This is a genomic window from uncultured Dechloromonas sp. (genome assembly GCF_945957265.1).
Lineage (GTDB): Bacteria > Pseudomonadota > Gammaproteobacteria > Burkholderiales > Rhodocyclaceae > Azonexus.
The window spans coordinates 33,859-57,842 of the sequence record NZ_CAMFKO010000002.1 but is presented as its reverse complement, the minus strand read 5'-3'; the positions used below and the strand labels follow the sequence as shown (position 1 = coordinate 57,842).

Sequence of the window (23,984 nt, the reverse complement as noted above, 5' to 3'; positions counted from 1 at the left end):
AAAAAAATAACCATGCGCCAGACTGCGCTTATCGTTGAAGATGATCCCGGCACCCGTCATGTATTGAATGCAACGCTGGCGACAGCGGGCATCGAAAGCATCCATGCCGCCACCGGCGCCGCCATGTGGCCGCTGCTGGACCAGACGCCGGATGTCATCATCCTCGATCTCAGCCTGCCCGATTGCGACGGTCTCGAGCTGTTGCGCCAGTTGCGCCAGACCTCGGATATTCCGGTTCTCATCCACTCGACCCGCTCGGATGAGATCGAGCGCATCATCGGCATCGAGATCGGCGCCGACGACTTCCTGCCCAAGCCGTGCAACATGCGCGAACTGCTCGCCCGCGTGCGCAGCCTGCTGCGCCGCACCCAGCGCACCGCCCCGGTGTCGCGCAACGACCTGCGCCGGCTGCACTTTGGCGACTGGACGCTGGATACCGCCTCGCGGGAGCTGACCCGCCCCGGCGCCGCCGCGGCATCGCTGGGCGTATCCGGCTACGCCCTGCTGCTGGCCTTTCTCGAACACCCCTTCGAAACCCTTTCCCGCGAACACCTGTCACGCGTCCTCAAGCGGGAATACATGCCCTACGACCGGATCATCGACGTCCACGTCAGCCAGATCCGGCGCGCGCTCGGCACGCAGGCCGATGGCAGCAGCTTCATCAAGACCCTGCGTTCGCAGGGCTATGTCTTCGTCGCCGACGTCGAGGCAAGCAACTAAGCACCATGCCGGCGGCCGGGCCACGAGTCGCCGGAAAAACGATCCGACCTCGCCCTTATCGTCCCCATGGGCGATAATCCGTCTGCTGTTCGCCCTACCGCTGTCGCGCTTTCGTTTCCCGCCCATTCCCGCAACGACCTGACGCCTGCCATTGCCTGACCGAACCGCCGTTCTCCGCCTGCTGGTCGCCGCCGCCGCCCTCTTCAGCCTGTGGCTGAGCGGCCTGCCGAGTGCGCTGGGCTGGGACTTCGATCGCCTGCAGCAACTGCTGACCAGCCGCTTCGGGCAAAGCCAGGTCGCGCTGTTGCACGAGTGGCAAAAAACCGTCAGCGAAGGGCGCAAGCTCTCCGAACAGGACAAGCTCAGGCGGGTCAACGATTTCTTCAACCGCCACATCGCCTTCGATGACGACATGTCGGTGTGGGGCCAGAGCGACTACTGGGCCACCCCCATCGAACTGATCGGCCAGGGGCGCGGCGACTGCGAAGACTATTCGATCGCCAAGTACTACTCGCTGCTCGAACTGGGCATCCCGATCAACAAGCTGCGCCTGGTCTACGTCAAGGCCACGCAGAGCAGCCTGGGAACGACCATCCAGATCGCCCACATGGTGCTCGCCTACTACGCGACGCCAACGGCCGACCCGATCATTCTCGACAACCTGAACACCAACCTCGTCCCGGCTTCGAAGCGGGACGACCTTCTCCCGATTTTCAGTTTCAACGGCGCCGGCCTGTGGATGGGCACCGGCAACACGTCCAGCAAGAGCAACCTGTCCCGCTGGCAGGACCTGCTGGCCCGGGCGCGCGCCGAAGGCTTCCAGTGAGGTAACCGAAGATGTCCCTATTCCGACAAATCTGGCTCGCGGTCATCGCCAGCACCGTCATCGCCTTTGCCGGCAGCTTCCTGGCCAGCATGCTGACGGCCCGCCACTACCTGGAACAGCAACTCGCCATCAAGAACAACGACAATGCCGCGTCGCTCGCCCTCTCCATCTCGCAACTGGAAAAAGACCCGATCACCATCGAGCTGCAGGTCGCCGCGATCTTCGACAGCGGCCAATACGCCGTCGTCCGCCTGACCGACCCGAACGGCAGGACGATGATTGAAAAGACCAGCCCGCCGCTCGCCGGCAACGTGCCCGACTGGTTCGTCCGCATCTTCCCCATCGCCTCGGCGCCGGGCCAGGCGCAGATCAGCAACGGCTGGAACCAGTTCGCCACCATCGAGCTGATCAGCCACAGCCACTTCGCCTACCAGGAACTGTGGCGGGGCGCCTTCAAGCTGCTCGGCTGGTTCGCCGTCGCCGGCGCGCTCATGGGCCTGCTCGGCATGCAACTGCTGCGCCGGATCAAGCGCCCGCTCGATGCCGTCGTCGGCCAGGCGCAGGCGATCAGCGAACGCCGTTTCATCACCATGCCCGAACCGGCAATCCCCGAACTGAAGAGCGTCGCCGGCGCCATGAACACCATGGTCGACCGCCTGAAAGCCATGTTCGCCGAGGAAGCAGCCCGCCTGGAACACGTTCGCCGCGAAGCCAACCTCGATGCCCTGACCGGCCTCGCCAACCGCGCCTATTTCATGAACCAGCTCGCCTCGGCGCTCAGCGACGACGACGCCGCGCCGCACGGCACCCTGCTCATGCTGCGCCTGGCCGACCTCGCCGGCATCAACCGCCGCGCCGGGCGCGAAGCCGCCGACGACCTGCTGCGCCGCATCGGCGGCGCCTTCGCCGGCATCGCCGGCGCGCACCCGAATGCCGCGGCCGCGCGCCTCAACGGGGCCGATTTCGCCCTGATCGTCCCCGGCACCCAGGACGCCGCACCGCTCGCCGAAAAACTGCTGCGCCTGCTCAACGATCTCGTCGCCGCCGGCCTGATCGACAGCGAACGCATCGGCCATATCGCCAGCGGCACCTACCTGCATGGGCAATCAGCCGGCAGTCTGTTGTCGCGCGTCGATACCGCCCTCGCCGCCGCCGAGAACCAGAGCGGGCTGGCCTGGCAGCAGGCCGACAGCCAGAGCGACCAGCAGGCCACCTCGAATGCCGACTGGAAGAAACTGCTCGATGGCGCCATCCACGCCCAGCGCCTGCGCCTGATCGAATTCCCGGTCGCCGGCAACGCCGGGCAGCTCCTCCACCTCGAATGCCCGCTGCGCCTGAAGGCCAGCGACGACGGCGAATGGCTGACCGCCGGCAGCTTCATGCCCATGGCCTCGCGCCTGGCGATGACCGCCGAGCTCGACCTCGCCGCCGCCCGCCTCGCCCTCGAGCGCATCGCCGCCGGCGCCTCGGCCGTGGCCGTCAACCTCTCCGGCGAGTCGATCGTCGACACCGCCTTCCGCGCCCGCCTCCTGGCCCTGATCGGCAGCCGCAAGGAGCTGGCCCCCCGCCTGTGGCTGGAAGTCTCCGAAGTCGGCGCTTTCCAGCACTTCGCCGCCTTCCAGGCCTTCTGCGACGCCCTCCGGCCGCTCGGCTGCCGCCTCGGCATCGAACACTTCGGCCGCCAGTTCAGCGAAATCGGTCGCCTGCATGGCATGGGACTGGACTACCTCAAGGTCGACGGCAGCTTCATCCGCGCCATCGACAGCCAGAGCGGCAACCAGGCCTTCCTCAAGGGACTGTGCAGCATCGCCCACAACATCGGCCTCACCGTCATCGCCGAAGGCGTCCACACGCCGGAAGAGCTCGCCACCCTGCCCGAACTGGGCTTCGACGGCGCCACCGGCCCGGCCGTCCCGAGGAATTGAACGATGAGCACCGAAATCGAACTCAAGCTGCAACTGAGCCCGAAAGCGGCCAGGCAACTCGCCAAACATCCGCTGCTCGCCAACATCGCGTCGCAACGCCAGCATCTGCTCAACACCTATTTCGACACGCCCAGGCTGGAACTGCATGAACGCCGCGTCGCCGTGCGTTTCCGCAAGAAAGGCTGGCAATGGCTATGCACCGTCAAGTCCGCCGAGCCGGCCAGCGGCGGCCTGGCCATGCGCAGCGAATGGGAAACCCAGGCCACGCCCGGCACCTTCGATTTCAGCCATGTCGACAACGCCGATTTCCGCGCCTTCCTCGAACAGCGCATAGCCCAGCTGGAACCGGTATTCACCACCGACTTCAAACGCCAGATCTGGCACGTCCCCTTCGGCGAATCGCTGATCGAACTGGCCATCGACCGGGGGCATATCGAGAGTCGCGGCCGCGCCAGCCCCATCTGCGAAATCGAACTCGAGCTGCTCTCCGGCAAGGTCGAGGATATTTTCTGGCTGACCCGCCAGCTGCAAGGCGATCTCCACCTGCACCCGGCCATCGCCAGCAAGGCCGAACGCGGCTATAACCTGTTTCTCGACACCCCCTTGCGCCCCTTCAAGGCCCGGCCGGCCAGCATCAGCGCCGACCTCACCCCGGTCGAAGCCTTCCGCTGCATTGCCCTGAACTGCCTCGAACACTTCCAGCGCAACGAGCAAGGCCTGCTCACCAGCAAGGACCCGGAATTCGTCCACCAGGCCCGCGTCGCCCTGCGTCGGCTACGTTCGGCGATCAAGCTTTTCTCGCCGGTCCTGCCACCGGAATTCGTCGCCACCTACGGCCAGACCTGGCAAACCCTGGGGAGCGCGCTAGGCGAAGCGCGCAACTGGGATGTATTTCTTGAAGAAACCCTGCCCCCCATCGCCACCGCCTTCCCGGACGACAAGGACATCAAGCGCCTGCGCAAGGCCGCCCAGCGCAAGACCCAAAACGCCCGCAAATCGATCATCGGTCTGCTCGCCATCGACGAATACCCGCGCCTGCTGCTCGAATTCACGGCTGCCGTCTACACCGTCGACCAGCGCCTGCCCATTCCACTGGAGGACTTCGCTCGCCAGCAGATCGCACGGCACACCCGCAAGGCGCGCAAACTGGCCGTTCGACACGCCGAGCTGACGCCGGCCGAACGCCACAAAATGCGGATTGCGTTCAAGAAGCTACGCTATACGCTGGAGTTTTTTGCATCTTTGGTGGCCACCAGAAAATCCCGTCCCTACCTGGCTGCACTCACCCAATTGCAGGATGAACTGGGTCTCATCAACGACCACATCACTGCCAGCACCTTAATCGAAAAGGAACTCGACGAACACCGCGCCAGCCCCGTTCAAGGCTGGATATCCGGCCGCCATGCACTGCTGATTGCTAGCTTGGAAGATACGCTGCAGACTTGGCTTGCTCACCAGTCAGCCTGAACCTACTGCCAAGGATTCAGGTCAACGGTCGCAATAACTCGGGCTGAGGTTTTGTCGATCAACACCGTCATTGGGCGTGCACGCGCCATCATCGGCAGGTAGGCATTCGCTTTCGGCCACTGCAGTAGCGCAGCATCGACCTCAGATTGCGTGTTGTAGCGGACCAATTCCTCCAATGGATGAGCGCGCTCACGCATAGCCGCAGCCTCAGCTTCCAGAGGCTGATAAAGCTCAGGGCGTTGCGGCACATCGACCCCAGCAAACATTGCTTCAAAGAGGATGGTCTGCCGTTTATCGGCACTAGCTGGAGCGCGAGCAGACACCCATTGGGGTCCCAACCAAGGAGCAGAACGATATTCCAATTTGGCTTCACTCTGCTTACGTTGATCAACCTGATAGGCTTGAACCAAATCGAAGCGATCTGCACTGAACACCAGCCAGGTGGGCCTGCCTTCAGCCACGACCCACATGCCGTAGCCAAATGCAACCAACTGCAACAGAGCGATCGTCGCCAAGTCAAAGTGCAGCGATTTTTTCCCCTGTTTATACACTACACAGGTCAGCAAGGGCCCGATCACTACATCGACGCCCAGCACAATGAAAAATATTTCCGTAACCCCAACCGCAATATGCAAGGGCTGCGGATACCAAAGCAAAAAAACGATGCCGACAGCAATCAATGCCACCAAGGCAGAAAATGACAAATGAATCAGTCCGGCTCGTATTTTCGGAATCATTCTCTATAGCCACAAACGCAGGTAAAAAATGCAAAACGCCCGCTCAAGGCGGGCGTTTCATTTCAGTCCAGGGACACAATCCCTCGTATATCAACCGATTAACGGCATTCGTTCGGAGCAAAGCGGGCCGGCAAAGTAGCAGGAACACCAGAGCCTTGCATAGTACGAGCAGTCAAGGTGGCAGTGCCGACAGATTGGCATGCCCAATCTACGGCACCCGGAGTGTTGGCAGCCAAGGCTGCGGCCAGAGTAATGAAACCGGCACCGACGTTGACGTTCGGCGTCAGGATAAGGGTAGAGTTAGCCGGAATACCACCGCCTACGTTGGTGTTGTTGAAGGTAATAGTAATACCACCTGCACCTGCAGCAGTTGCGTCAATTTGAATTCGGTTAACATACTTACTAATGACACCAGCACCACCTGCTTGAGCGTTAAACGTACCTGCCGCCGTCTGCACATCAATCAAGGTCGATGCGTTTGTACCAACTTGCTGCTTGGCATCTTCTGAAAGAGCCAGACCTTCGCTAACTCGAGCGCGAACAGTGTAATCCTGATACGCCGGCAGCGCGACAGCGGCCAGAATACCGATGATGGCCACAACGATCATCAGTTCAATCAGGGTGAAACCTTGTTGAATACGCTTCATGTCAATCTCCTTTAAGGTAAAGGGCGGAAAAGCCGCTCGGATTACCTAATACAGATTCCATGCCAGCTTTCACCGCCGCTCTCCCACAGACTGAAGAAGAAACGAAAACATATTTAAATTCAATCTGTTAATTACTCCCTCACAAAAACTAGAGTCACTCCACCTCTCCCGACCGAGGACAGCAGCTGACAATTCACGGCACATCGACTTGACAGAATGCGGCACGAATATCGTTTCTCGGCTGAAAATCGTCAAAATCACCAAACACTTCAGCAATCGATTTGCTGCGGCCCCAGAAAAGCCTCGGCGTACCGTCGGAAAACCCCGGCCTTGACGAAGACCTCGTGCAGGTCGGCATCGATATGGCCGTTCCGGCTGAACCCTTCAAGAACGGAGAGGGCCTGCGCCAGGCCCATGCCTTCCTTGTACGGCCGGTCCTTGGCGGTCAAGGCTTCGAAGATGTCGGCAATGCCCATCATCCGGGCCTGCCAGCTCATATCGCCGCGCCGCAGGCCGCGCGGATAGCCCTTGCCGTCCATGCGCTCGTGATGCCCACCGGCATATTCCGGCACGTTCTTCAGGTGTCTGGGCCAGGGGAGTTGTTCCAGCATCCGGATGGTGGCGACGATGTGATGGTTGATGATGTCGCGCTCCCCCACGGTGAGCGTTCCGGAGCGGATGGTCAGGTTTTCCACTTCCTCGCCATTCAGCAGCGGCACCTCGCCTCCGGACGGATTGCGCCAGCGATAGGCTTCGGCGATCCGGCGAACACGTTCGATATCCTCATCGCGCATCTTTTCGCAACCGATATTGGCTTCGCGCAAGGCCTGACGGTCGTCGTCGAGCTGCCGGCAGAAATCGTGATAACGCTGCTCGGCCTCGTCTGCCGGCACTCCTTCGGCGATGCGTCGCCATTTGCGCACCTCGGCGTCGCGCCGGACGACCTCGCAGCGGGTATCGATCAGGTGAATCCGGTCGAACAGCGTCTGCAGCTTGGTCGCCTTGTCGACGACATGCACCGGCGTCGTCACCTTGCCGCAATCATGTAACAACGCGGCGATGCGCAATTCGTAGCGATCCCTGTCGGTCAGCTTGAACCCGGCCAGAGGCCCTTCGGTCGTGGCATCGGCGGCCTCGGCCAGCATCATGGTCAGCTCCGGCACGCGCTGGCAATGTCCGCCGGTGTAGGGTGATTTTTCATCGATGGCCAGGTTGATGAGCCTGATGAAGGATTCGAAGAGTGCCTCCAGCTGGTGCACGAGTTGCCGATTGCTCAAGGCGACCGCGGCCTGCGAGGCGAGCGATTCGGCGAGCCGCTGGTCGGCCGGCGAGAAAGGCGTGACCTGTCCGGTCGACACATCGATGGCGTTGATCAGTTGGAGGACGCCGATAACCTCGCCTTCATGGTTCTTCATCGGCACCGTCAGGAACGAAGTGGAGCGATAGCCGCTGCGGGCATCGAACTGCCGCGTTCCCGAAAAATCGAAGCCACGCGCGGCATAGGCATCGGCAACGTTCACCGTGTTGCCGGTAATCGCCGCATAGGCGGCAACCATGCCGTCGTTGGGCGAACCGTCCGGCCGATACAGCGGCAGGTCCGGGAAGAGCCCCGAGGTCGGCTGGCCGCTGGAGCCGCCGAATGCGATATTCAGCGAATCGGTCCGGACAATCTCGAAATGCAGGGCACCGCGGTCATCGGACAAGAGATAGAGGGTGCCGCCATCGGCCCGGGTAATGCGCTTGGCCGCGAGAACGATCTTTTCAAGCAACAGGTCGAGATCGTGTTCGCTGGACAGCGAAGCGCCGACATCATTCAGTTGATCGAGGCGCCGAAAGAGGTCTTCCAGGGTATTGCGGGATTCGGGCGGCAACGTGGCACCGGCACCGGGGTGGTTCATTTCAGAACTCGAATAGCTGGTTATTCTGGAGCATGCCGGGATCGAAATCGCCCAGGCTACTTTCCAACTCCATCATTGTCCGCTCAATTTCACCCGGTTTCAAATGCGTCACGAATAATTCGCATGGTCGCTGGAGCTGACGCAGCTCCTCACCCAGGAGGCGCGGGCACATGTGCTTGGAGAGGCTGGCCAGAGCGCACTCCTGGTTCGAAAACGCGCACTCGACCAGCAGGTAGCGAAGATTGGGAACGACGCGGACTGCCTTCCAGAAATCCTCGCAGGGGCCGGTATCGCCCGAGAAGACGAGGCTCCCCGTGCCGGAATCGAGGCAATAGCCGACCGCCGGCACCGTATGGGCAACCGGCAGCGCGCTGATTTTCCGGTCGCCGAGGCGCACTTCGCCGCCGACCTCAATGGGCACGAAGCGCACGAAAGGCTGCTCGACGCTCGGCAGGCGGGAGAAATCGGGCCAGATCGACCAATTGAAGATATGCCGCTGCAAGGCCTCGATCACCTCGGCCAGGCCATAGACCAACAGCGGCTGTTCGCGACGAGAGGCAACCGCATCGATCATCAGCGGCAAGGCCAGTACATGATCGAGGTGGGCGTGAGTCAGGAAGACATGGTCGATTGCCGCGAGTTCCGCGACAGACAGTTCGGCGACGCCGCTCCCGGCGTCGATCAGGATGTCGTGGTCGACCAGAAACGAGGTGGTCCGCAAATGCCGGCCGCCAATACCGCCACTACAGCCGAGTACGCGCAGCTTCATGCCCTGGATACCTGAGTTTTTCCTGCCATGTTCCGATCAGTCGAACCGGGTGCCGGCCTCGCGGTAACACCCTATGTCAAAAGAAGATTTTATTCTTCGACCAACGGATAGCCCAGCCAGATGTGTGAAATAACTCACACTCGCGGCAAATGAAAAACCGGTACTCCGGGCAGAGGAGCCCTTACCCTTTCAGGAAAAACTCCATCTTGATGCCGGCAATTTCGATGACGTCGTGATCGCCCAACGGGTAGGCCTGGGCATCGAGACTGCGGCCATTGACCACCGGGAACTGCCGCCCCTCGACATGAGTGATGAAGAAGCCGTGCGGCCGCTTGGCGATGACCGCCACCTGCAAGCCCGGCTTGCCAAGTGTCGTCAGCGTTTTGGTCAGCTCCAGCTCCTTGCCGGCGTTGGGACCGTTGAGCAGCTGGATGGCCGCGCCCGGCAGGGGAGACGGCGGCTTGGGCACGGAGGCCAGGCCAATGCTCGAGCGGGTGATCGTATCGCCGGGTTCCAGTTGCAACTCAGAGGGCATTTTCAGCTGCCCGGAACGGATCGCCGCGTTTCGCTCGAAATCGCTGGCCGCCACGCTGGCCTGCAAGTCGGCCAGGTACTTGAGCTTGTACTTGCCCAGCTCGATGATGTCGTTGTTGCGCAAAAAGTGTTTCTTGATCGGCTGGCCATTGACCAGGGTGCCATTGGTGCTGTTGAGGTCTTCGAGAAAGGAGTCCGCGAGGATGGTCACGACCACGGCGTGATCGCCGGAGATGGCAAGGTTGTCGATCTGGATGTCGTTATGCGGCTTGCGCCCGATACTCAGCCGCTCCTTGTTGAGCTGAATCTCCTTGAGTACCAATCCATCCATCGACAGGATCAGTTTCGCCATCTCTCTTTCCTCATCTCACTTCAAAATGTCGCGCATTCGCTGCCACCAGTTTCGGCCCGTCGCAAACTCGTCCCGCACCTTGATCAGGATAACCGAAACATTGTCTCGGCCACCGTTATCATTTGCCAACTGCACCAGATGATCGGCCGCCAGCTGCAAATTCCCGCCGAGCGTTCGCAGGGCGAGGGCGATATCCTCGTCTTCGACCATGTCATTCAGGCCGTCGGAGCACAGCAAAACAATGTCGCCCCTCATGACATCAAAACCGCCGATCTCGACATCGACCACCGGATCAACCCCAAGCGCCCGGGTCACCAGATTCCTGTTGCCGGAGTAGCGGGCTTCTTCAGGGGTAATCATGCCACTATCCAGTTGCTCCTGTAAAAGAGAGTGGTCGCGCGTCAGCTGCGCCAACTCCTCGCCCCGCAAGCGATACAGCCGGGAGTCTCCGACGTGCGCCACGGTCATCCGGTTGTTGTGGAACCAGGCAAGCACCAGCGTGGTCCCCATGCCGGCATAACGCGACGAACTGGCTGCCGCGTGGAAAACGGCAAAGTTGGCTGCGCTGACTTCATTGAGGAGGTGGCGCTCGATGGTTGCCGTATCGCCTTCCTGCCCTCCATCCGACAAGGTAATGGAGGTAATGACGCGCTCGAGGTCGGCGGCCAGCCGGGTCGTCGCCATGCCGCTGGCCACCTCGCCGGCGTTGTAACCGCCCATGCCGTCGGCGAGGATGGCCAGGCCGAGGCGCGCGTCTGCAAAAACCGAGTCTTCGTTATGCGAGCGGATGATGCCCGGATCGGTGCTGACAGCAACTTCGAGGCAATTCTCGGCGATCACCCGAGCCATCTTTCGGAAAAACGGGTCACCCGCGAAGCACGAGGCAGCTTGGCGCTCACGGCCCAACGCCTGCGGAAGCCTGTTCCGCCGCATGCCACCCCGGTCAACTTGCCGCTCATTGTCGTGTCCCTGACTCCAGCACCATCATGAAGTGCGTGAAACCTGCCATTTCCTGCATTTTCAACGCTCACGCCCGACGGGTCAAACGAATCAATAAGGCAAGCGCGTGCCCAGCCCCTTTTCCTCGGCCAGTTTGACCACCCGCAGGGCAACCGCAAGATCCTGGATGGCCATGCCTTGCGACTCGAACAAGCTAATCTGCCCGTCGCTCTCCCGGCCGGCGCGCCGGCCGGTGATGACATCGCCCAACTCCAGCAGTTGCCGCTCGTGCAAACGGCCTTTTTCGAGGAGCGAAAACAGATCGCCTGCCTCCGCCAACGCGGTCGGCACGGAATCGACGGCGACCAGGTCGCAACGACGCACCGTGGTCTCCGACAGCTCCTGCCGGATCAGCGCATTGGAACCGGCCGCGTTGATGTGCGCGCCCGCCTCCAGCCACTCGGCATCGAACAGCGGCGTCGCGGCCGTGGTCACCGTTCCGACGAGGCCGCTGCCGCGCACCGCTTCCTCGGGGCTCCGGGCCGGGACGACGGCCACGCCGGTCTGTTCGCTCAGGCGACGGCAAAATGCCTCGAGCCTTTCGGCCTTGCGGCTGAACACCTTGATGCGCCGCACAGGCATGACGGCACAGAGCGCGCGGACATGCCCTTCCGCCTGCCAGCCGGCGCCGAATACGCCCGCTTCCGTAACGTCCTTGCGTGCCAGCCAGCGGGCGGCGACCCCGCTCGCCGCACCGGTGCGCATCATGCCTAGGAAGTCGGCCGACACGACCGCCAGCAGCATGCCGCTGGCGGCGTCAAAAAGATGAACCTGAAAGCGGTTGCCGGAGCGGTTACTGGTATAGGCCTTGTAGCCGAGCACACCCTGGGCCGGCAAGGCCCCCTGCAGGATGTGCAGGGCGGTTTGCGGCAAGCGGCTGCGCGCCCGCGGCGTGTCGATCGCCAGGCCAAGGGAGAGATCGCGGTGGGCGGACTCCACTCCCTCGATCGCCAAATCCATGGTCAGCAGTTGCCTGACGTCGTCTTCCGAGAGATAGAGGGCCATGAACGCGAACTCCTAAACGATGGTGACATCCTGCCTGGCGAGAATCCGGCGTTCGAGCCAGCGTCCCAGCCCAACGACCAGCAACGCCCCCACCCCGCCGGCCAGCGTGGCCGACCATGCCGGCAAGGGCGGCAGCGCGGCGCGCACGCCGGGATCGCTGAAGATCATCTGACCGGCCACGTAACCCAGCAGACCGGCACCGAACAGGACAATGACCGGGAAACGCTCCATCCAGTGCAAGATCAGCTGGCTGGACCAGACGATCAGCGGAATGCTCACGGCCAGGCCGAACAGCAGCAGGACGAGGTTTCCATGCGCCGCCCCGGCGACGCCGATGACGTTATCCAGGCTCATGACGAAATCGGCGACGACGATGGTCTTGACCGCGCCCCACAAGTGCGCCGACGACTCGATATCGTGGCCGTCTTCGTCCTCGGGCAGCATCAGCTTCACGGCGATCCACAGCAGCAGCAGGCCGCCGGCGAACTTGAGCCAGGGCAGGTTCATGACCAGCGCGGCAAAAACGGTGAGCACGACGCGCAAGCCGACGGCGCCCGCCACGCCCCAGAAGATGCCTTTCCTGCGCTGCTCGGGCGCCAGGTTGCGGCAGGCCAGCGCGATCACCACGGCATTGTCGCCGGAGAGCACGATGTCGATCAGGATGATCTGGCCGACGGCGATCCAGAAGGCAGCAGAAGTGAGGTCGATTTCCATGAAACGTCAGGCAAATAAAAAGGCGGGCACAAGGCCCGCCTTTCTGGGTTGAGCTAGGCTCGTATTTTACAGCATGGCCTTGAGCAGCTTGGCCATTTCGGACGGGTTGCGCGTCACCTTGAAGCCGCACTCTTCCATGATGGCGAGCTTGGCATCGGCGGTGTCGGCACCGCCGGAAATCAAGGCACCGGCGTGGCCCATGCGCTTGCCGGCCGGGGCGGTGACACCGGCGATGAAGCCGACGATCGGCTTCTTCATGTTTTCCTTGCACCACATGGCGGCTTCGGCTTCGTCAGGACCACCGATTTCGCCGATCATGATGACGGCGTCGGTGTCCGGATCGTCGTTGAAGGCCTTCATGACGTCGATGTGCTTCAGACCGTTGATCGGGTCACCACCGATACCGACGGCAGACGACTGGCCCAGGCCGATTTCGGTCAGCTGGCCGACGGCTTCGTAGGTCAGGGTGCCGGAACGGGAAACCACGCCGATACGACCCTTGCGGTGGATGTGACCCGGCATGATGCCGATCTTCACTTCGTCCGGGGTGATCAGGCCAGGGCAGTTCGGGCCGAGCAGCAGGGTCTTCTTGCCGCCCTTGGCTTCCTTTTCCTTCATCTTGTTGCGCAGGATCAGCATGTCGCGAACAGGAATGCCTTCGGTGATGCAGATGGCCAGATCGAGGTCGGCTTCAACGGCTTCCCAGATCGCGGCGGCAGCGCCCGGGGGCGGCACGTAGATCACGGAAACGGTGGCGCCGGTTTCGGCAGCGGCTTCCTTGACGGAGGCGTAGATGGGAATGTTGAAGATCGACTCGCCAGCCTTCTTCGGGTTCACGCCGGCAACGAAGCATTCCTTGCCGTTCGCGTATTCCTGGCACTTTTCCGTGTGGAACTGACCGGTCTTGCCGGTGATGCCCTGGGTGATGATGCGGGTGTCTTTATTGATGAAGATGGACATTCAATAGCTCCTTACTTGACCGCAGCAACGATCTGGGTGGCGGCTTCGGCCATGGAATCGGCAGAGATGATGGGCAGACCGGACTCTTTCAGGATCTTCTTGCCCAGATCCTCGTTGGTGCCCTTCATGCGCACGACCAGCGGCACGGACAGGTGGGTTTCGCGAGCGGCAGCAACGACGCCGGTAGCGATGGTGTCGCACTTCATGATGCCGCCGAAGATGTTGACCAGGATGCCCTTGACCTTCGGGTTCTTGAGCATGATCTTGAAGGCTTCGGTGACCTTCTCGGTCGTGGCGCCGCCGCCGACGTCCAGGAAGTTGGCCGGCTCGGCGCCGAACAGCTTGATGGTGTCCATGGTGGCCATGGCCAGGCCGGCACCGTTCACCAGGCAGCCGATGTTGCCGTCGAGGGAGATGTAGGCCAGATCGAACTTGGAAGCTTCGACTTCGTCGGCATCTTCTTCGTCCAGGTCGCGCATGGCGACGATTTCTTCCTGACGGTACAGGGCGTTGGAGTCGAAGTTGAACTTGGCGTCGAGCGCCTTGACGGTGCCATCGGCTTCGTGGATCAGCGGATTGATTTCGGCCAGCGAAGCGTCGGTTTCCATGTAGCAGGTGTACAGGTTCTTCAGCGTTTCAACACACTGCGGAATCGAGGCTTCGTTCATGCCCATGCCCTTGGCCAGGGTCAGAGCCTGCTCGTCGGTCAGGCCGACCAGCGGGTTAACGAAAACCTTGACGATCTTTTCCGGGGTCTTGTGGGCAACTTCCTCGATGTCCATGCCGCCTTCGTACGACGCCATGATGGCGACGGACTGGGTGGCGCGGTCGGTCAGCGCGGCAACGTAGTATTCGTGCTGGATGTCGGCGCCTTCTTCGATCAGCAGGTGACGGACCTTCTGGCCTTCCGGACCGGTCTGGTGCGTGATCAGCTGCATGCCGAGGATCTGGCCGGCGTACTCACGGACTTTTTCGAGCGAGGTTGCAACCTTGACGCCACCGCCCTTGCCACGGCCACCAGCGTGAATCTGGGCCTTGACGACCCAGACCTTGCCGCCCAGGGTTTCGGCTGCCTTGACTGCGTCTTCGACGGTCGTGCAGTGAATCCCGCGCGGAACCGTAACGCCGAATTTCTTCAGGATTTGTTTGCCCTGATATTCGTGAATTTTCATGCGCTTTCCTTGCGTTTAGTTGAGTTGCGAGCAATGAGCAGTGGCCGAACAATCCCCCGACCCCACCCGGTTATACCGTTTGTAACCCGAAATCTTAACACATACATCAAAAACTTGATCAGGCCAAAATTCATAATTACAGGATGCGTTACGAAGCGCTCATCGCCTTGCGCAGGAGCGGCAAAAGCAGGGTCGCCGCGCAGATCAAACTGAGCACTGCGGCCAGCCAGAATCCGGCAACGCCGAAAGGCGGCAGCCAGCGGTAGCAAAGCCAGGCGCCGCCGAGCAAACCGATTCCCCAGAAACAGAAAGTCTGGACCAGCATCGGCACAAAGGTCACGCGGTAGGCGCGCAGGCAATGCCCGGCCACCGTCTGCAGGGCGTCGAAAAACTGATAGACGGCGACATAGCCGACCAGGCCGACGGCAATCAGGCGGACATCCGGATCGTCGGTATAGGCGGCGACCACCGGCTCGGCGGACAGCCACAACAGCAGGCCGACCACCGACGAAGAGACTGCCGACAAGGCCAGCCCCGCCCGGACGGTTGCACGCACCCGCGCCTCGTCCCGCGCGCCAAGCGCCTGCCCGAGCGCCGCCATGGTCGCGATGGCGAGCGACAGCGGCAGCATATAGGTCAGCGCCGACAGGTTGGCAACGATGCGATGCCCCGCCACCACCGTGGCGCCGAGCGATGCGACGAACAGGCTGATCAAGGTAAACGAGGTGATTTCGACCAGGTTGGACAAGCCCATCGGCACGCCGAGGCGCAGCAACTCCCGCCAGGTCGGCCAGCGCGGCCGCGCCCAGTCGGCAAACGGACGATAGCGCCGCCCCAGCGGTCCGAGCTGCAGGTAAAGCGCGCCACCGGCACAGGCCAGCCAGCTGATCAGCACGTTCGACAGCGCACACCCCGTCACGCCAAGCGGTTCGCCCAGCCAGCCCTGGGCGGCGAACCCCCAGGCGAGGAGCGCATGCAGCGCCAGGCTGAACAGGCCGATGGCCATCAGCACGCGCGGCTTGCCGAGGGCGTTGCAGAAGGCGTAGAAAGTCCGATAGAACAAGGCTGCCGGCAAGCTCCAGGCAAGCAGCCCGAGATACTGCCGGACCTTGGCTTCGATGGCGGCATCCATGCTCGAAATCCCGAGCACGGCGCCGGGATGGGTCAGGAACAGGATGCCGGGAATGGCCAGCAGCACCGCCAGCCAGAAGCCCTGCTGCAGCACGTTGGCAACCTCGTCATCGCGCCCCGCGCCATGCAGGTGGGCGACGACCGGGGCCACTGCCTGGAGGATGCCGACCAGGGCGAACACCACCGAAATGTGGATGCCGCCCCCAATGGCCACGGCAGCGAGATCGACCGGACTGACGTGCCCGAGGACGGCGGTATCGACGACCATCATGCCGATGGACGCCAGTTGGGCGATCAGGATGGGAAAGGCGTGGGCGATCAGCCCGCTGGCAGCAGCACGAAACATGGCACGCATTGTCGCACGTCGAGGCAGGGCCAATGGCCATCAGCCGCAGCCCGGCTGCGCGTGAACACGCAGACCGAGCCAGCCCCCTCGGGACAAGCCTTAGACGATCCGGGCGTGCAGGTCGCCCACCCCGTCCACTCCCGCCGCCAGCACGTCGCCCCGCAGCAGCGGCCCGACCCCGGCCGGGGTGCCGCTATAGATCAGGTCGCCGGCCTCCAAACGCACCATCGTCGACAGGTTGGCGATGATGTCCGGCACCTTCCACATCATGTCGGCGAGATCGCCCTGCTGACGCGCCTGGCCGTTGACGTTCAACCAGATGCGCCCCGTCGCCGGGTGGCCGCACTGCGTTGCCGGGGTGATGACGCCGACAACCGCCGACTGGTCGAAGCCCTTGCTCATGTCCCAGGGGTGGCTCTTTTCCTTGGCCCGCGCCTGGATATCGCGGCGCGTGAGATCCAGGCCGACCGCGTAGCCGAAGACCAGGCGCTGCGCATCCCCGACGGCAAGGTTCTCGCCCCCGGCCCCCAGGGCCACCACCATTTCGATTTCGTGGTGCAGGTTCGTTGTCAACGAGGGATAGGCCACCGCCAGCTCGCCGTCGCCCCCGACCAGCGCATCCGCCGGCTTGGTGAAGAAGAACGGCGGCTCGCGCCCCTCGGCCTGGTCGGCGGCCCCCATTTCACGGGCATGCTCGGCGTAGTTGCGGCCCACGCAGAAAATGCGGCGCACCGGGAAACGGGCGTCGGTTCCGGCGATGGGCAGCGATGTCACGGGGTGGGGATTGAAAACGTAATTCACGAACGGATTCTCCGAAATGCAGGCGCACCGTGGAATATTTCACCGCACACCGGGAGTAAAGTGATATTTTTCTCAAAAGCGCAAAAAACAACTTACGAGAAGCATCATGACAAGCCAACTGACCCGCATTGTCGCACTTTCCGCCCTGCTCGCTCCCGGCATGGCGAATGCCGTCGGCTTCGGGGAAATCACCCTGCAATCGCGCATCGGCGAAGCCCTGATGGCGGAAGTGCCCATTCTCAACAACAGCGGGGAAGCGCCGGTCGCCGCCTGTTTCTCGATGATCGCCCTGCGCGGCGCCGACTTTCCGGTGGTCACGGCGGCCAAACCCCGCCTGATTCGGCGAGGCCAGGGCTACATCCTGCAGATCGTCGGCAGCAAGCCGGTCAACGAACCCATCTTCGCCATCGGCCTACGCGCCGGATGCGGCTACGACATCGAACGCGAATACGTGCTGATGCCGGAGGCTCCGATGGCGCTGCCGCAAGCCATGGCGGCCCCTACCGAGCTCCAGCCACCGCCCCGCAAGACCGGACGTGGCGCGACCTGGCAGGCCCGCGAAGGCGAAACCCTGGAAGAGATCGCCGACGCGCAGGAACCGGCAAGCCCGGCCGAACGCCAGCGCCTGCTGAACCGCCTCCAACAAGCCAACCCCGATCTTGCCGCCGACCAGCCCTTGGCCGAAGGAACCCGTGTCCGGATGCCGGGGCGCCAGTCTCCGCCGCGCCCGGCCGCCGCAAGCGCGACGCCAAGCACGATGGCCGCGCCCCCCGCCCCGCCGCGCAAACCGCGCCCGGCACCGGCCGCCCCGCCGGTCGCCAAGAGAGGGGGAACGGACCGCCTGCTGCTCGGCGCGCCGCCCGAGGAAAGCGCCCCCGGCAAGCCGGGAAACAGCGCGCTCGCCAGCCAGGCCGAGGCCGACGAGCGCCTGCTCAAACTGGAAACCACCCTCCACCTCCTCACCCAGGAGGTAGCCAAACTGGACCAGGCGCTGGACCTGGCAAGCAAGGCCATTGAGGTGCAGAACCAGTTGCAGCTGGCGCAATCGGTCAACTCGCCACCGGCCGCCGGACCGAAGCTCGGCACGGCCTTGCCCGGAACCCCGCCGCCTCGCACCAACTGGTCCGAACTGGCCATCAGCGCCGCGGTGGGCGCCTTCATCTCCGTCGGCATGGCGCAGTTTCTCGGCCGCCGCCGGCGCTATCCCGGCGACGACGAGGCGCCGCTGGCGTTTTCCGGCTACCGCCAGGAGGTCGCCCCCCGCCCGGCGCCGAGCGAACCGCCTCCGCCACCGCGGCCCATCGCGCCGGCGCCGCGCCAACACCGCGAAGCACCCGAAGATGACTTTCCCGCTCCCCGCCTGCCCGAATGCGACATCCTCCTGGCGCCGGAGCCGGAAGTCATCGAGGCCAGGAACGAGGACGAGCACTCCGTCCTCGCGCTGGCCGAAATCATGCTGTCCTTCGGCCGCCTGAAAGGCGCCACGGAAACGCTGGCCGAGCACATCGAACAGGCCATGCCGGCCAGCATCACGCCCTGGAGCATGCTGCTCGACCTCTACCGCCGCGGCGGCATGCGCCCCGAGTTCGAAGCGCTGGCCAGACGGATCCACGACCGCTTCAACGTCCAGGTAGCGGACTGGAACGATTCGACGACGCCGATCTCCGGCTTGAAAACGCTGGAGGACTATCCCCACATCGTGCAGAAGGCGACTCACCTCTGGGGCACCCAGGCCGGCGTCGACTACCTGCACGGCCTGGTGCACGACACCCGGGCCGGGCTGCGCAACGGCTTTCCGCTTGAAGTCGTCGAGGAAATTGCCTTGTTGCTGGGCATCCAGGAAGATGGCTACGGCCTCCGGCGCTGACGCCGGATAAGCATCAAACCGGATTCTCGAGATCGATGAATTCGCAGGCGACGCCGAACTGCCGCCCGACGTGTTCGGCAAGCGCCTGGATGCCGTAGCGCTCCGTGGCATGATGCCCGGCGGCCAGGTAGGCGACGCCGCTTTCCCGCGCCAAATGGACGGTCTGCTCTGAAATCTCGCCCGAGAGGTAGGCATCGACCCCCAGGGCAATGGCCTGTTCGAAGTAGCCCTGGGCGCCGCCCGAACACCAGCCGATACGACGAATCGGCCGGTTGCCATCGCCGATCACCAGCGGCACGCGCCCCAGTACGCGCGCGACATCGGCAGCCAGCTCGGCCAGCCGCCCCGGCCTGGCCAGGCTGCCCAGCCAGGCGATGTCCTGCTCGCCGAAGCGCCCCTCCGCCACCCAGCCCAGGCGTTGCGCCAACTGGGCGTTGTTGCCCAGCTCCGGATGCGCATCGAGCGGCAGGTGATAGGCGAGAAGGCTGATGTCGTTCGCCAGCAACGTGGACAGGCGCTTGCGCCGGATACCGGTCACCCGGCCATCCTCGCCCTTCCAGAAATAGCCGTGGTGTACCAGGATGGCATCGGCATTTCTCGCCACCGCGGCGTCCAGCAGTTCCTGGCTCGCCGTGACGCCGGCGACGATGCGGGCGATCTCGCCGCGTCCTTCCACTTGCAGGCCGTTTGGGCAATAATCCCGGAACTTTCCGGGCACCAACAGCCCATCCAGATAGTCCACCAATTCTTCACGCTTCATTCGAGACGATTCCATGCAGAGGTTGTGGCTGATTTTTGCACAAACGGTTACGGTTGCGCTCGCCATTCTGTTCGTCGTCTCCACGCTGAAACCCGAGTGGCTGCCGGCGCGCCACGGTGTCGTCGCCCTCAAGGAAGCGCCGGCGGGTAGCGACGAAGCCAGGGCCACGCCCACCGGCTCCTACCGCGACGCCGCCCGCGCCGCGCTGCCCTCGGTCGTGCACATCTACACCACGCAGGAAATCAAGCAGCAGCGGCATCCGCTGTTCGACGACCCGATTTTCCGCCACTTCTTCGGCGACCGCCCCGAAGGGCAGCCCCGGCGCAACTCCGGCCTCGGCTCCGGCGTCATCGTCAGCCCCAACGGCTACATCCTGACCAATTTCCACGTCATCGAGAGCGCCGACGACATCCAGGTCTCGCTCAACGACGGCAAGACCTACAAGGCCAAGGTAGTCGGCAGCGACCCGGAATCCGATCTCGCCATCCTGCAGATCAAGGCCGACAAGCTGCCCGCCGTCACCTTCGGCCAGATGGACAGCCTGCGCGTCGGCGACGTCGTGCTCGCCATCGGCAACCCCTTCGGCGTCGGGCAAACGGTGACCATGGGCATTGTTTCGGCGCTTGGCCGCTCGCATCTCGGCATCAACACCTTCGAAAACTTCATCCAGACCGACGCCGCCATCAACCCCGGCAATTCCGGTGGCGCCCTGGTCGATAGCGAGGGGCACCTGGTCGGCATCAACACCGCCATCTACTCGCGCAGCGGCGGCTCGCTCGGCATCGGCTTCGCCATCCCGGTATCCAGCGCCCGCAGCATCATGGAACAGATCATCCGCACCGGCTCCGTGACCCGCGGCTGGATCGGCGTCGAGGCCCAGGAAATCACTCCGGAACTGGCCGAATCCTTCGGCCTGCCGGGCACCGAAGGCTCGCTGATCGCCGGCGTCGTGCGCGGCAGCCCCGCCGATACCGCCGGCATCCGCCCCGGCGACATCCTGTTGTCGGTCAATGGCAAGCCGGTCAAGGACCCGCAGGTCATGCTCGACCTGATCGCCGCCCTGACGCCGGAGGAGCGCTCGGCGTTCCGCCTGCGCCGCGACAAGGGCATCGTCGAACTGCAGGTCCGGATCGGCAAGCGCCCCGCCATGCGCGCCGAGCGGGAGTAAGCCGCGCCATGTGCCAGCTGCTGGGAATGAACTGCAATGTCCCGACGGACATCTGCTTTTCCTTCAGCGGATTCCAGGCCCGGGGCGGTGGCACCGACGTCCATTCCGACGGCTGGGGCATCGCCTTCTTCGAGGGCAAGGGCACGCGACTCTTCCTCGACCCGCAACCGTCGAGCACCTCGCCGGTGGCCGAACTGGTTCGCCAGTACCCGATCCGCTCGAAGAACGTCATCGCCCACATCCGCAAGGCGACGCAGGGTTCGGTCGGTCTCGAAAACACGCATCCCTTCATCCGCGAGCTGTGGGGCCGTTACTGGATATTCGCCCACAATGGCAACCTGCTCGATTTCGCGCCGGAACTCGACGGCAGCTTCATGCCGGTCGGCCTGACCGACAGCGAGCGCGCCTTCTGCTGGCTGCTGCAGGAGTTGCGCCGCCGCTTCGGCAGCCAACCACCGGAACGCGCCACGCTGTTCGATGCGGTCCATCGGCTGACGCTGGCGATCAGCCGGCACGGCGAATTCAACTTCCTGCTTTCGAACGGGGACTGGCTGTTTGCCCATGCGTCGACCAAGCTCAGCCATATCATTCGCCAGGCGCCGTTCGCCGAGGCCCACCTTAAGGACCAGGACGTCACCGTCGACTTCAGCGACCTGACCGATCCGGACGACCGGGTCGCCGTCATCGCCACCCAGCCGTTGACCGACAACGAAACCTGGACCGAAATGCCGGCGGGAACGCTGTGGTGGTTCGAGGAAGGTGCACCGGTCAAAACCCTGGCCACCCGCCCGGGCCCCATGAAAAAAACGGCCTGATCGGCCGGTCACGGGTTGCTCCCGGGGCTACCGACAGCCCTCTCAGGACAGCTTGCGAAACTCCTCTTCAGCCTTGTCCATCTCGGCATCCGTTGCCCCTTCCGCGGCACCGGCAGCCTCAGCCTTCTGGCGAGGAGAGACCAGGCGCGACGCCAGAATGCCCAGTTCGTAGAGCAGACACATCGGAATCGCCAGCGCCAGTTGCGACACCACGTCCGGCGGCGTCACCACCGCGGCGACGACGAAGGCGCCGACGATGAAGTAGGAACGCCATTCCTTGAGCTTCTCGACGGTGACGATGCCGAGCTTGACCAGCACGACCAGCGCCACCGGCACCTCGAAGGTGATGCCGAAGGCGAGGAACATGGTCATCACGAAGGACAGGTAGGCCTCTATATCCGGCGCCGGCGTGATGCTCTTCGGCGCGAAACTGGCGATGAAGCTGAACACCTGCCCGAAGACGAAGAAGTAGCAGAAGGACATGCCGGCGATGAAGAGCAGCGTGCTGGAAATGATCAGCGGAATGCCGAGACGCTTCTCGTGGGCATACAGGCCGGGCGCAATGAAGGCCCAGGCCTGGAAAAGGATGTACGGCAAGGCCAGGATGAAGGCGACCATGGCCGTGACCTTGAGCGGCACCATGAAGGGCGTGATGACGCCGATGGCGACCATCTTGGTGCCTTCGGGCAGGGCCTTGGTCAGCGGCGCGGCCAGGATGTCGTAGATTTCGCCCGGCCCGGGGTAGAGGCACAGGATGCCGAGCACCACCGCGATGGCGATCAGGCTGCGCAACAAACGGTCGCGCAACTCGACCAGATGCGAGATGAAAGAGTCTTCCTGAACGTCGCTCATGCGGTGGGTTTGCCCGTCGTATCGGCAGCCTGCGGCAAGCCCTCGGCCAGCTTGGCGGCGGATTGCAATTCGGCTGCCGCCTCCTGGGCCGGTGCCTCGATGGCGGAACGCGCCGAATCGTATTCCTTGCGTACCGACTCTTCCATGGCGCGGGCGGAGTCGGTGACCTGGGTCTGCAGCTTCTTCAGCTCGTCGAGCTGGATTTCGCGATTGATGTCCGACTTGACGTCACTGACATAACGCTGGGCGCGGCCGAGCAGATGGCCGAGCGTGCGTGCCACCTTGGGCAGGCGCTCGGGTCCGATGACGATCAGCGCCACGATGCCGATCACCATCAATTCGGAAAAGCCGATATCGAACATAGTTGTTAGTGGTTAGTTACTAGTTTTTAGCCAAAAGCTAAGGACTAGCGACTAAAAACTAGCCTTTCGTCTTTTCCTTGACCTCGACGTCGATGGTCTGGCCACCGACCTGCTGGGCCGGCTTGGCTTCCTCGGCCGGCTTGTCGGCGTTGGCTTCCTTCATGCCGTCCTTGAAACCCTTCACCGCGCCGCCGAGATCCTGGCCGACGTTGCGCAACTTCTTGGTGCCGAAAATGAGCATGACGATGACCAGAACGATCAGCCAGTGCCAAATGGAAAAACTGCCCATGGTTTGTCTCCTAGATGCGTTTCAGCATGGGGCCGACCGGTTCCGGACCGCCCACGATGTGCGCGTGCAGGTGCGGCACTTCCTGCTGCCCCACACGACCTGTGTTGATGATGACCCGGAAACCGTCCGGGCTGCCTTGAGCCACCGCAATTTCGTTGGCCTTGGCCAGAATCTTGCCCAGCACGAGGGTATCTTCCGCCGTCACCGACGCCAGCGAGGTGATGTGCTTCTTCGGGATGACCAGCACATGCACCGGGCGAGCGGGATTGATGTCGTTGAAAGCGAGAATATCCTCGTCCTCGTAGACCTTGGAAGAAGGGATTTCCCCCGCAACGATCCGGCAGAAGATGCAATCGCTCACTTCTGGCCCCGCGACGCCTTCTCGTCGATGCCGGAAATGCCTTCGCGGCGGCGCATTTCCTGCGACACGTCCTCGATGGTCATGTCGAAGAAGGCCAAGAGAACGAGGATGTGATAAATCACGTCGGTCGATTCACGCACGATGTTGAGGCGCTTGCCATCCTTGCCGGCCATGATCAGCTCGGCGCACTCCTCGCCGATCTTCTTCAGGATCGAATCCGGTCCATCGGCGAACAGCTTGGCGGTATACGACTTTTCCGGATCGGCATGGCGACGGGACGCCAGCGTCTCGGAAAGACGGTGCAGGATGTCATGCGTGCTCATTGATAAATCCTCAGGGTCTTTCAAAATTCAAATACAAGCCCGGCAAGGCAGGGGCATTTTCACCAAAATCCGCGCCAACGCTCATCCGGGAATACCCGCAAAGCAACGCCGCCGATTCAACGACAGGATTCTACATCAGGCGCCCGAGCTTCGCCCCATCTGCACCGCACCACAAAGGAAATCA

Annotated in this window: 25 protein-coding genes; 7 read left to right on the top strand and 18 right to left on the bottom strand. The window is 63.0% G+C overall.

Features of this window, described 5'->3' with window-relative positions; genetic code table 11:
* The first annotated feature begins 12 nt into the window (after nt 1-12).
* The 4 genes from Q0P59_RS01535 (at nt 13) to Q0P59_RS01520 (ending at nt 4,938) form a co-directional block, all read left to right on the top strand.
* On the top strand, nt 13-720 hold the full coding sequence (locus tag Q0P59_RS01535) for a response regulator transcription factor (RefSeq protein ID WP_295002776.1): 708 nt from the start codon (nt 13-15) through the stop codon (nt 718-720).
* 151 nt (nt 721-871) lie between these two features.
* Entirely contained in the window at nt 872-1,546 is a 675-nt protein-coding gene (locus Q0P59_RS01530; RefSeq protein ID WP_295002773.1) for a transglutaminase-like cysteine peptidase, read from the top strand.
* 11 nt (nt 1,547-1,557) lie between these two features.
* Nucleotides 1,558-3,471: an EAL domain-containing protein gene (locus Q0P59_RS01525; RefSeq protein WP_295002771.1), complete on the top strand. Its 1,914-nt coding sequence runs from the start codon at nt 1,558-1,560 to the stop codon at nt 3,469-3,471.
* Between the two features lie 3 nt (nt 3,472-3,474).
* Nucleotides 3,475-4,938 carry a CYTH and CHAD domain-containing protein gene (locus Q0P59_RS01520; protein ID WP_295002769.1) on the top strand — a complete coding sequence of 488 codons (1,464 nt, stop codon included), beginning with the start codon at nt 3,475-3,477 and terminating at the stop codon, nt 4,936-4,938.
* Between the two features lie 2 nt (nt 4,939-4,940).
* On the opposite strand, the gene tfpZ is transcribed toward Q0P59_RS01520, so the two are convergent.
* The 12 genes from tfpZ to Q0P59_RS01460 form a co-directional block, all read right to left on the bottom strand.
* Entirely contained in the window at nt 4,941-5,675 is a 735-nt protein-coding gene (gene tfpZ / locus Q0P59_RS01515; protein WP_295002767.1) for a TfpX/TfpZ family type IV pilin accessory protein, read from the bottom strand.
* A 98-nt stretch (nt 5,676-5,773) separates the two neighbouring features.
* A complete protein-coding gene (locus Q0P59_RS01510) occupies nt 5,774-6,322 on the bottom strand; it encodes a pilin (protein ID WP_295002765.1) in 549 nt (182 codons plus the stop codon).
* Between the two features lie 269 nt (nt 6,323-6,591).
* Nucleotides 6,592-8,220 (bottom strand): HD family phosphohydrolase, encoded by a 1,629-nt coding sequence (locus tag Q0P59_RS01505; RefSeq protein WP_295002763.1) that lies wholly within the window; start codon nt 8,218-8,220, stop codon nt 6,592-6,594.
* A 1-nt stretch (nt 8,221) separates the two neighbouring features.
* On the bottom strand, nt 8,222-8,989 hold the full coding sequence (locus Q0P59_RS01500; protein ID WP_295002761.1) for a 3',5'-cyclic-nucleotide phosphodiesterase: 768 nt from the start codon (nt 8,987-8,989) through the stop codon (nt 8,222-8,224).
* A 181-nt stretch (nt 8,990-9,170) separates the two neighbouring features.
* Nucleotides 9,171-9,875: an FHA domain-containing protein gene (locus Q0P59_RS01495; protein ID WP_295002759.1), complete on the bottom strand. Its 705-nt coding sequence runs from the start codon at nt 9,873-9,875 to the stop codon at nt 9,171-9,173.
* 15 nt (nt 9,876-9,890) lie between these two features.
* Nucleotides 9,891-10,724: a Stp1/IreP family PP2C-type Ser/Thr phosphatase gene (locus Q0P59_RS01490; RefSeq protein WP_295002757.1), complete on the bottom strand. Its 834-nt coding sequence runs from the start codon at nt 10,722-10,724 to the stop codon at nt 9,891-9,893.
* A 201-nt stretch (nt 10,725-10,925) separates the two neighbouring features.
* Entirely contained in the window at nt 10,926-11,879 is a 954-nt protein-coding gene (locus Q0P59_RS01485) for an ornithine cyclodeaminase family protein (RefSeq protein ID WP_295002755.1), read from the bottom strand.
* Between the two features lie 12 nt (nt 11,880-11,891).
* Nucleotides 11,892-12,593 (bottom strand): TerC family protein, encoded by a 702-nt coding sequence (locus Q0P59_RS01480; RefSeq protein ID WP_295002753.1) that lies wholly within the window; start codon nt 12,591-12,593, stop codon nt 11,892-11,894.
* A gap of 66 nt (nt 12,594-12,659) precedes the next feature.
* Nucleotides 12,660-13,553, bottom strand: a complete 894-nt coding sequence (gene sucD / locus Q0P59_RS01475; RefSeq protein WP_066882103.1) for a succinate--CoA ligase subunit alpha — start codon at nt 13,551-13,553, stop codon at nt 12,660-12,662.
* A gap of 11 nt (nt 13,554-13,564) precedes the next feature.
* On the bottom strand, nt 13,565-14,725 hold the full coding sequence (gene sucC, locus Q0P59_RS01470; protein WP_295002750.1) for an ADP-forming succinate--CoA ligase subunit beta: 1,161 nt from the start codon (nt 14,723-14,725) through the stop codon (nt 13,565-13,567).
* A gap of 148 nt (nt 14,726-14,873) precedes the next feature.
* A complete protein-coding gene (locus tag Q0P59_RS01465; protein ID WP_295002746.1) occupies nt 14,874-16,202 on the bottom strand; it encodes an MATE family efflux transporter in 1,329 nt (442 codons plus the stop codon).
* A gap of 99 nt (nt 16,203-16,301) precedes the next feature.
* Nucleotides 16,302-17,003 (bottom strand): fumarylacetoacetate hydrolase family protein, encoded by a 702-nt coding sequence (locus tag Q0P59_RS01460; RefSeq protein ID WP_295002744.1) that lies wholly within the window; start codon nt 17,001-17,003, stop codon nt 16,302-16,304.
* Nucleotides 17,004-17,109: 106 nt separating this feature from the next.
* Between Q0P59_RS01460 and Q0P59_RS01455 the strand changes: the two genes are divergently transcribed.
* Complete coding sequence (locus Q0P59_RS01455; RefSeq protein ID WP_295002742.1) at nt 17,110-18,870, top strand: hypothetical protein; 1,761 nt, start codon at nt 17,110-17,112, stop codon at nt 18,868-18,870.
* Between the two features lie 13 nt (nt 18,871-18,883).
* On the opposite strand, the gene Q0P59_RS01450 is transcribed toward Q0P59_RS01455, so the two are convergent.
* On the bottom strand, nt 18,884-19,630 hold the full coding sequence (locus tag Q0P59_RS01450; protein WP_295002739.1) for a Nif3-like dinuclear metal center hexameric protein: 747 nt from the start codon (nt 19,628-19,630) through the stop codon (nt 18,884-18,886).
* Between the two features lie 13 nt (nt 19,631-19,643).
* Between Q0P59_RS01450 and Q0P59_RS01445 the strand changes: the two genes are divergently transcribed.
* Both Q0P59_RS01445 and Q0P59_RS01440 read left to right on the top strand, forming a co-directional pair.
* Nucleotides 19,644-20,798, top strand: a complete 1,155-nt coding sequence (locus Q0P59_RS01445; protein WP_295002736.1) for a Do family serine endopeptidase — start codon at nt 19,644-19,646, stop codon at nt 20,796-20,798.
* A gap of 8 nt (nt 20,799-20,806) precedes the next feature.
* Nucleotides 20,807-21,613, top strand: a complete 807-nt coding sequence (locus tag Q0P59_RS01440; protein WP_295002733.1) for a class II glutamine amidotransferase — start codon at nt 20,807-20,809, stop codon at nt 21,611-21,613.
* Nucleotides 21,614-21,655: 42 nt separating this feature from the next.
* On the opposite strand, the gene tatC is transcribed toward Q0P59_RS01440, so the two are convergent.
* From tatC to Q0P59_RS01415, 5 genes are read right to left on the bottom strand one after another with little or no spacing between them, the layout of a single operon-like run.
* Nucleotides 21,656-22,465, bottom strand: a complete 810-nt coding sequence (gene tatC, locus Q0P59_RS01435; protein ID WP_295002731.1) for a twin-arginine translocase subunit TatC — start codon at nt 22,463-22,465, stop codon at nt 21,656-21,658.
* The gene (tatB, locus tag Q0P59_RS01430) at nt 22,462-22,827 is read right to left on the bottom strand and encodes a Sec-independent protein translocase protein TatB (RefSeq protein ID WP_295002728.1); all 366 of its coding nucleotides are present in this window, start codon (nt 22,825-22,827) and stop codon (nt 22,462-22,464) included. Before tatB ends, tatC begins: the two co-directional genes overlap by 4 nt.
* A gap of 58 nt (nt 22,828-22,885) precedes the next feature.
* Nucleotides 22,886-23,116, bottom strand: coding sequence for a Sec-independent protein translocase subunit TatA (gene tatA, locus Q0P59_RS01425; RefSeq protein WP_295002726.1), 231 nt, complete (start codon nt 23,114-23,116; stop codon nt 22,886-22,888).
* Nucleotides 23,117-23,126: 10 nt separating this feature from the next.
* On the bottom strand, nt 23,127-23,477 hold the full coding sequence (locus tag Q0P59_RS01420) for a histidine triad nucleotide-binding protein (RefSeq protein ID WP_295002724.1): 351 nt from the start codon (nt 23,475-23,477) through the stop codon (nt 23,127-23,129).
* Nucleotides 23,474-23,800, bottom strand: a complete 327-nt coding sequence (locus Q0P59_RS01415) for a phosphoribosyl-ATP diphosphatase (RefSeq protein WP_295002721.1) — start codon at nt 23,798-23,800, stop codon at nt 23,474-23,476. The genes Q0P59_RS01420 and Q0P59_RS01415 overlap by 4 nt, the downstream gene beginning before the upstream one ends.
* Nucleotides 23,801-23,984 lie beyond the last annotated feature (184 nt).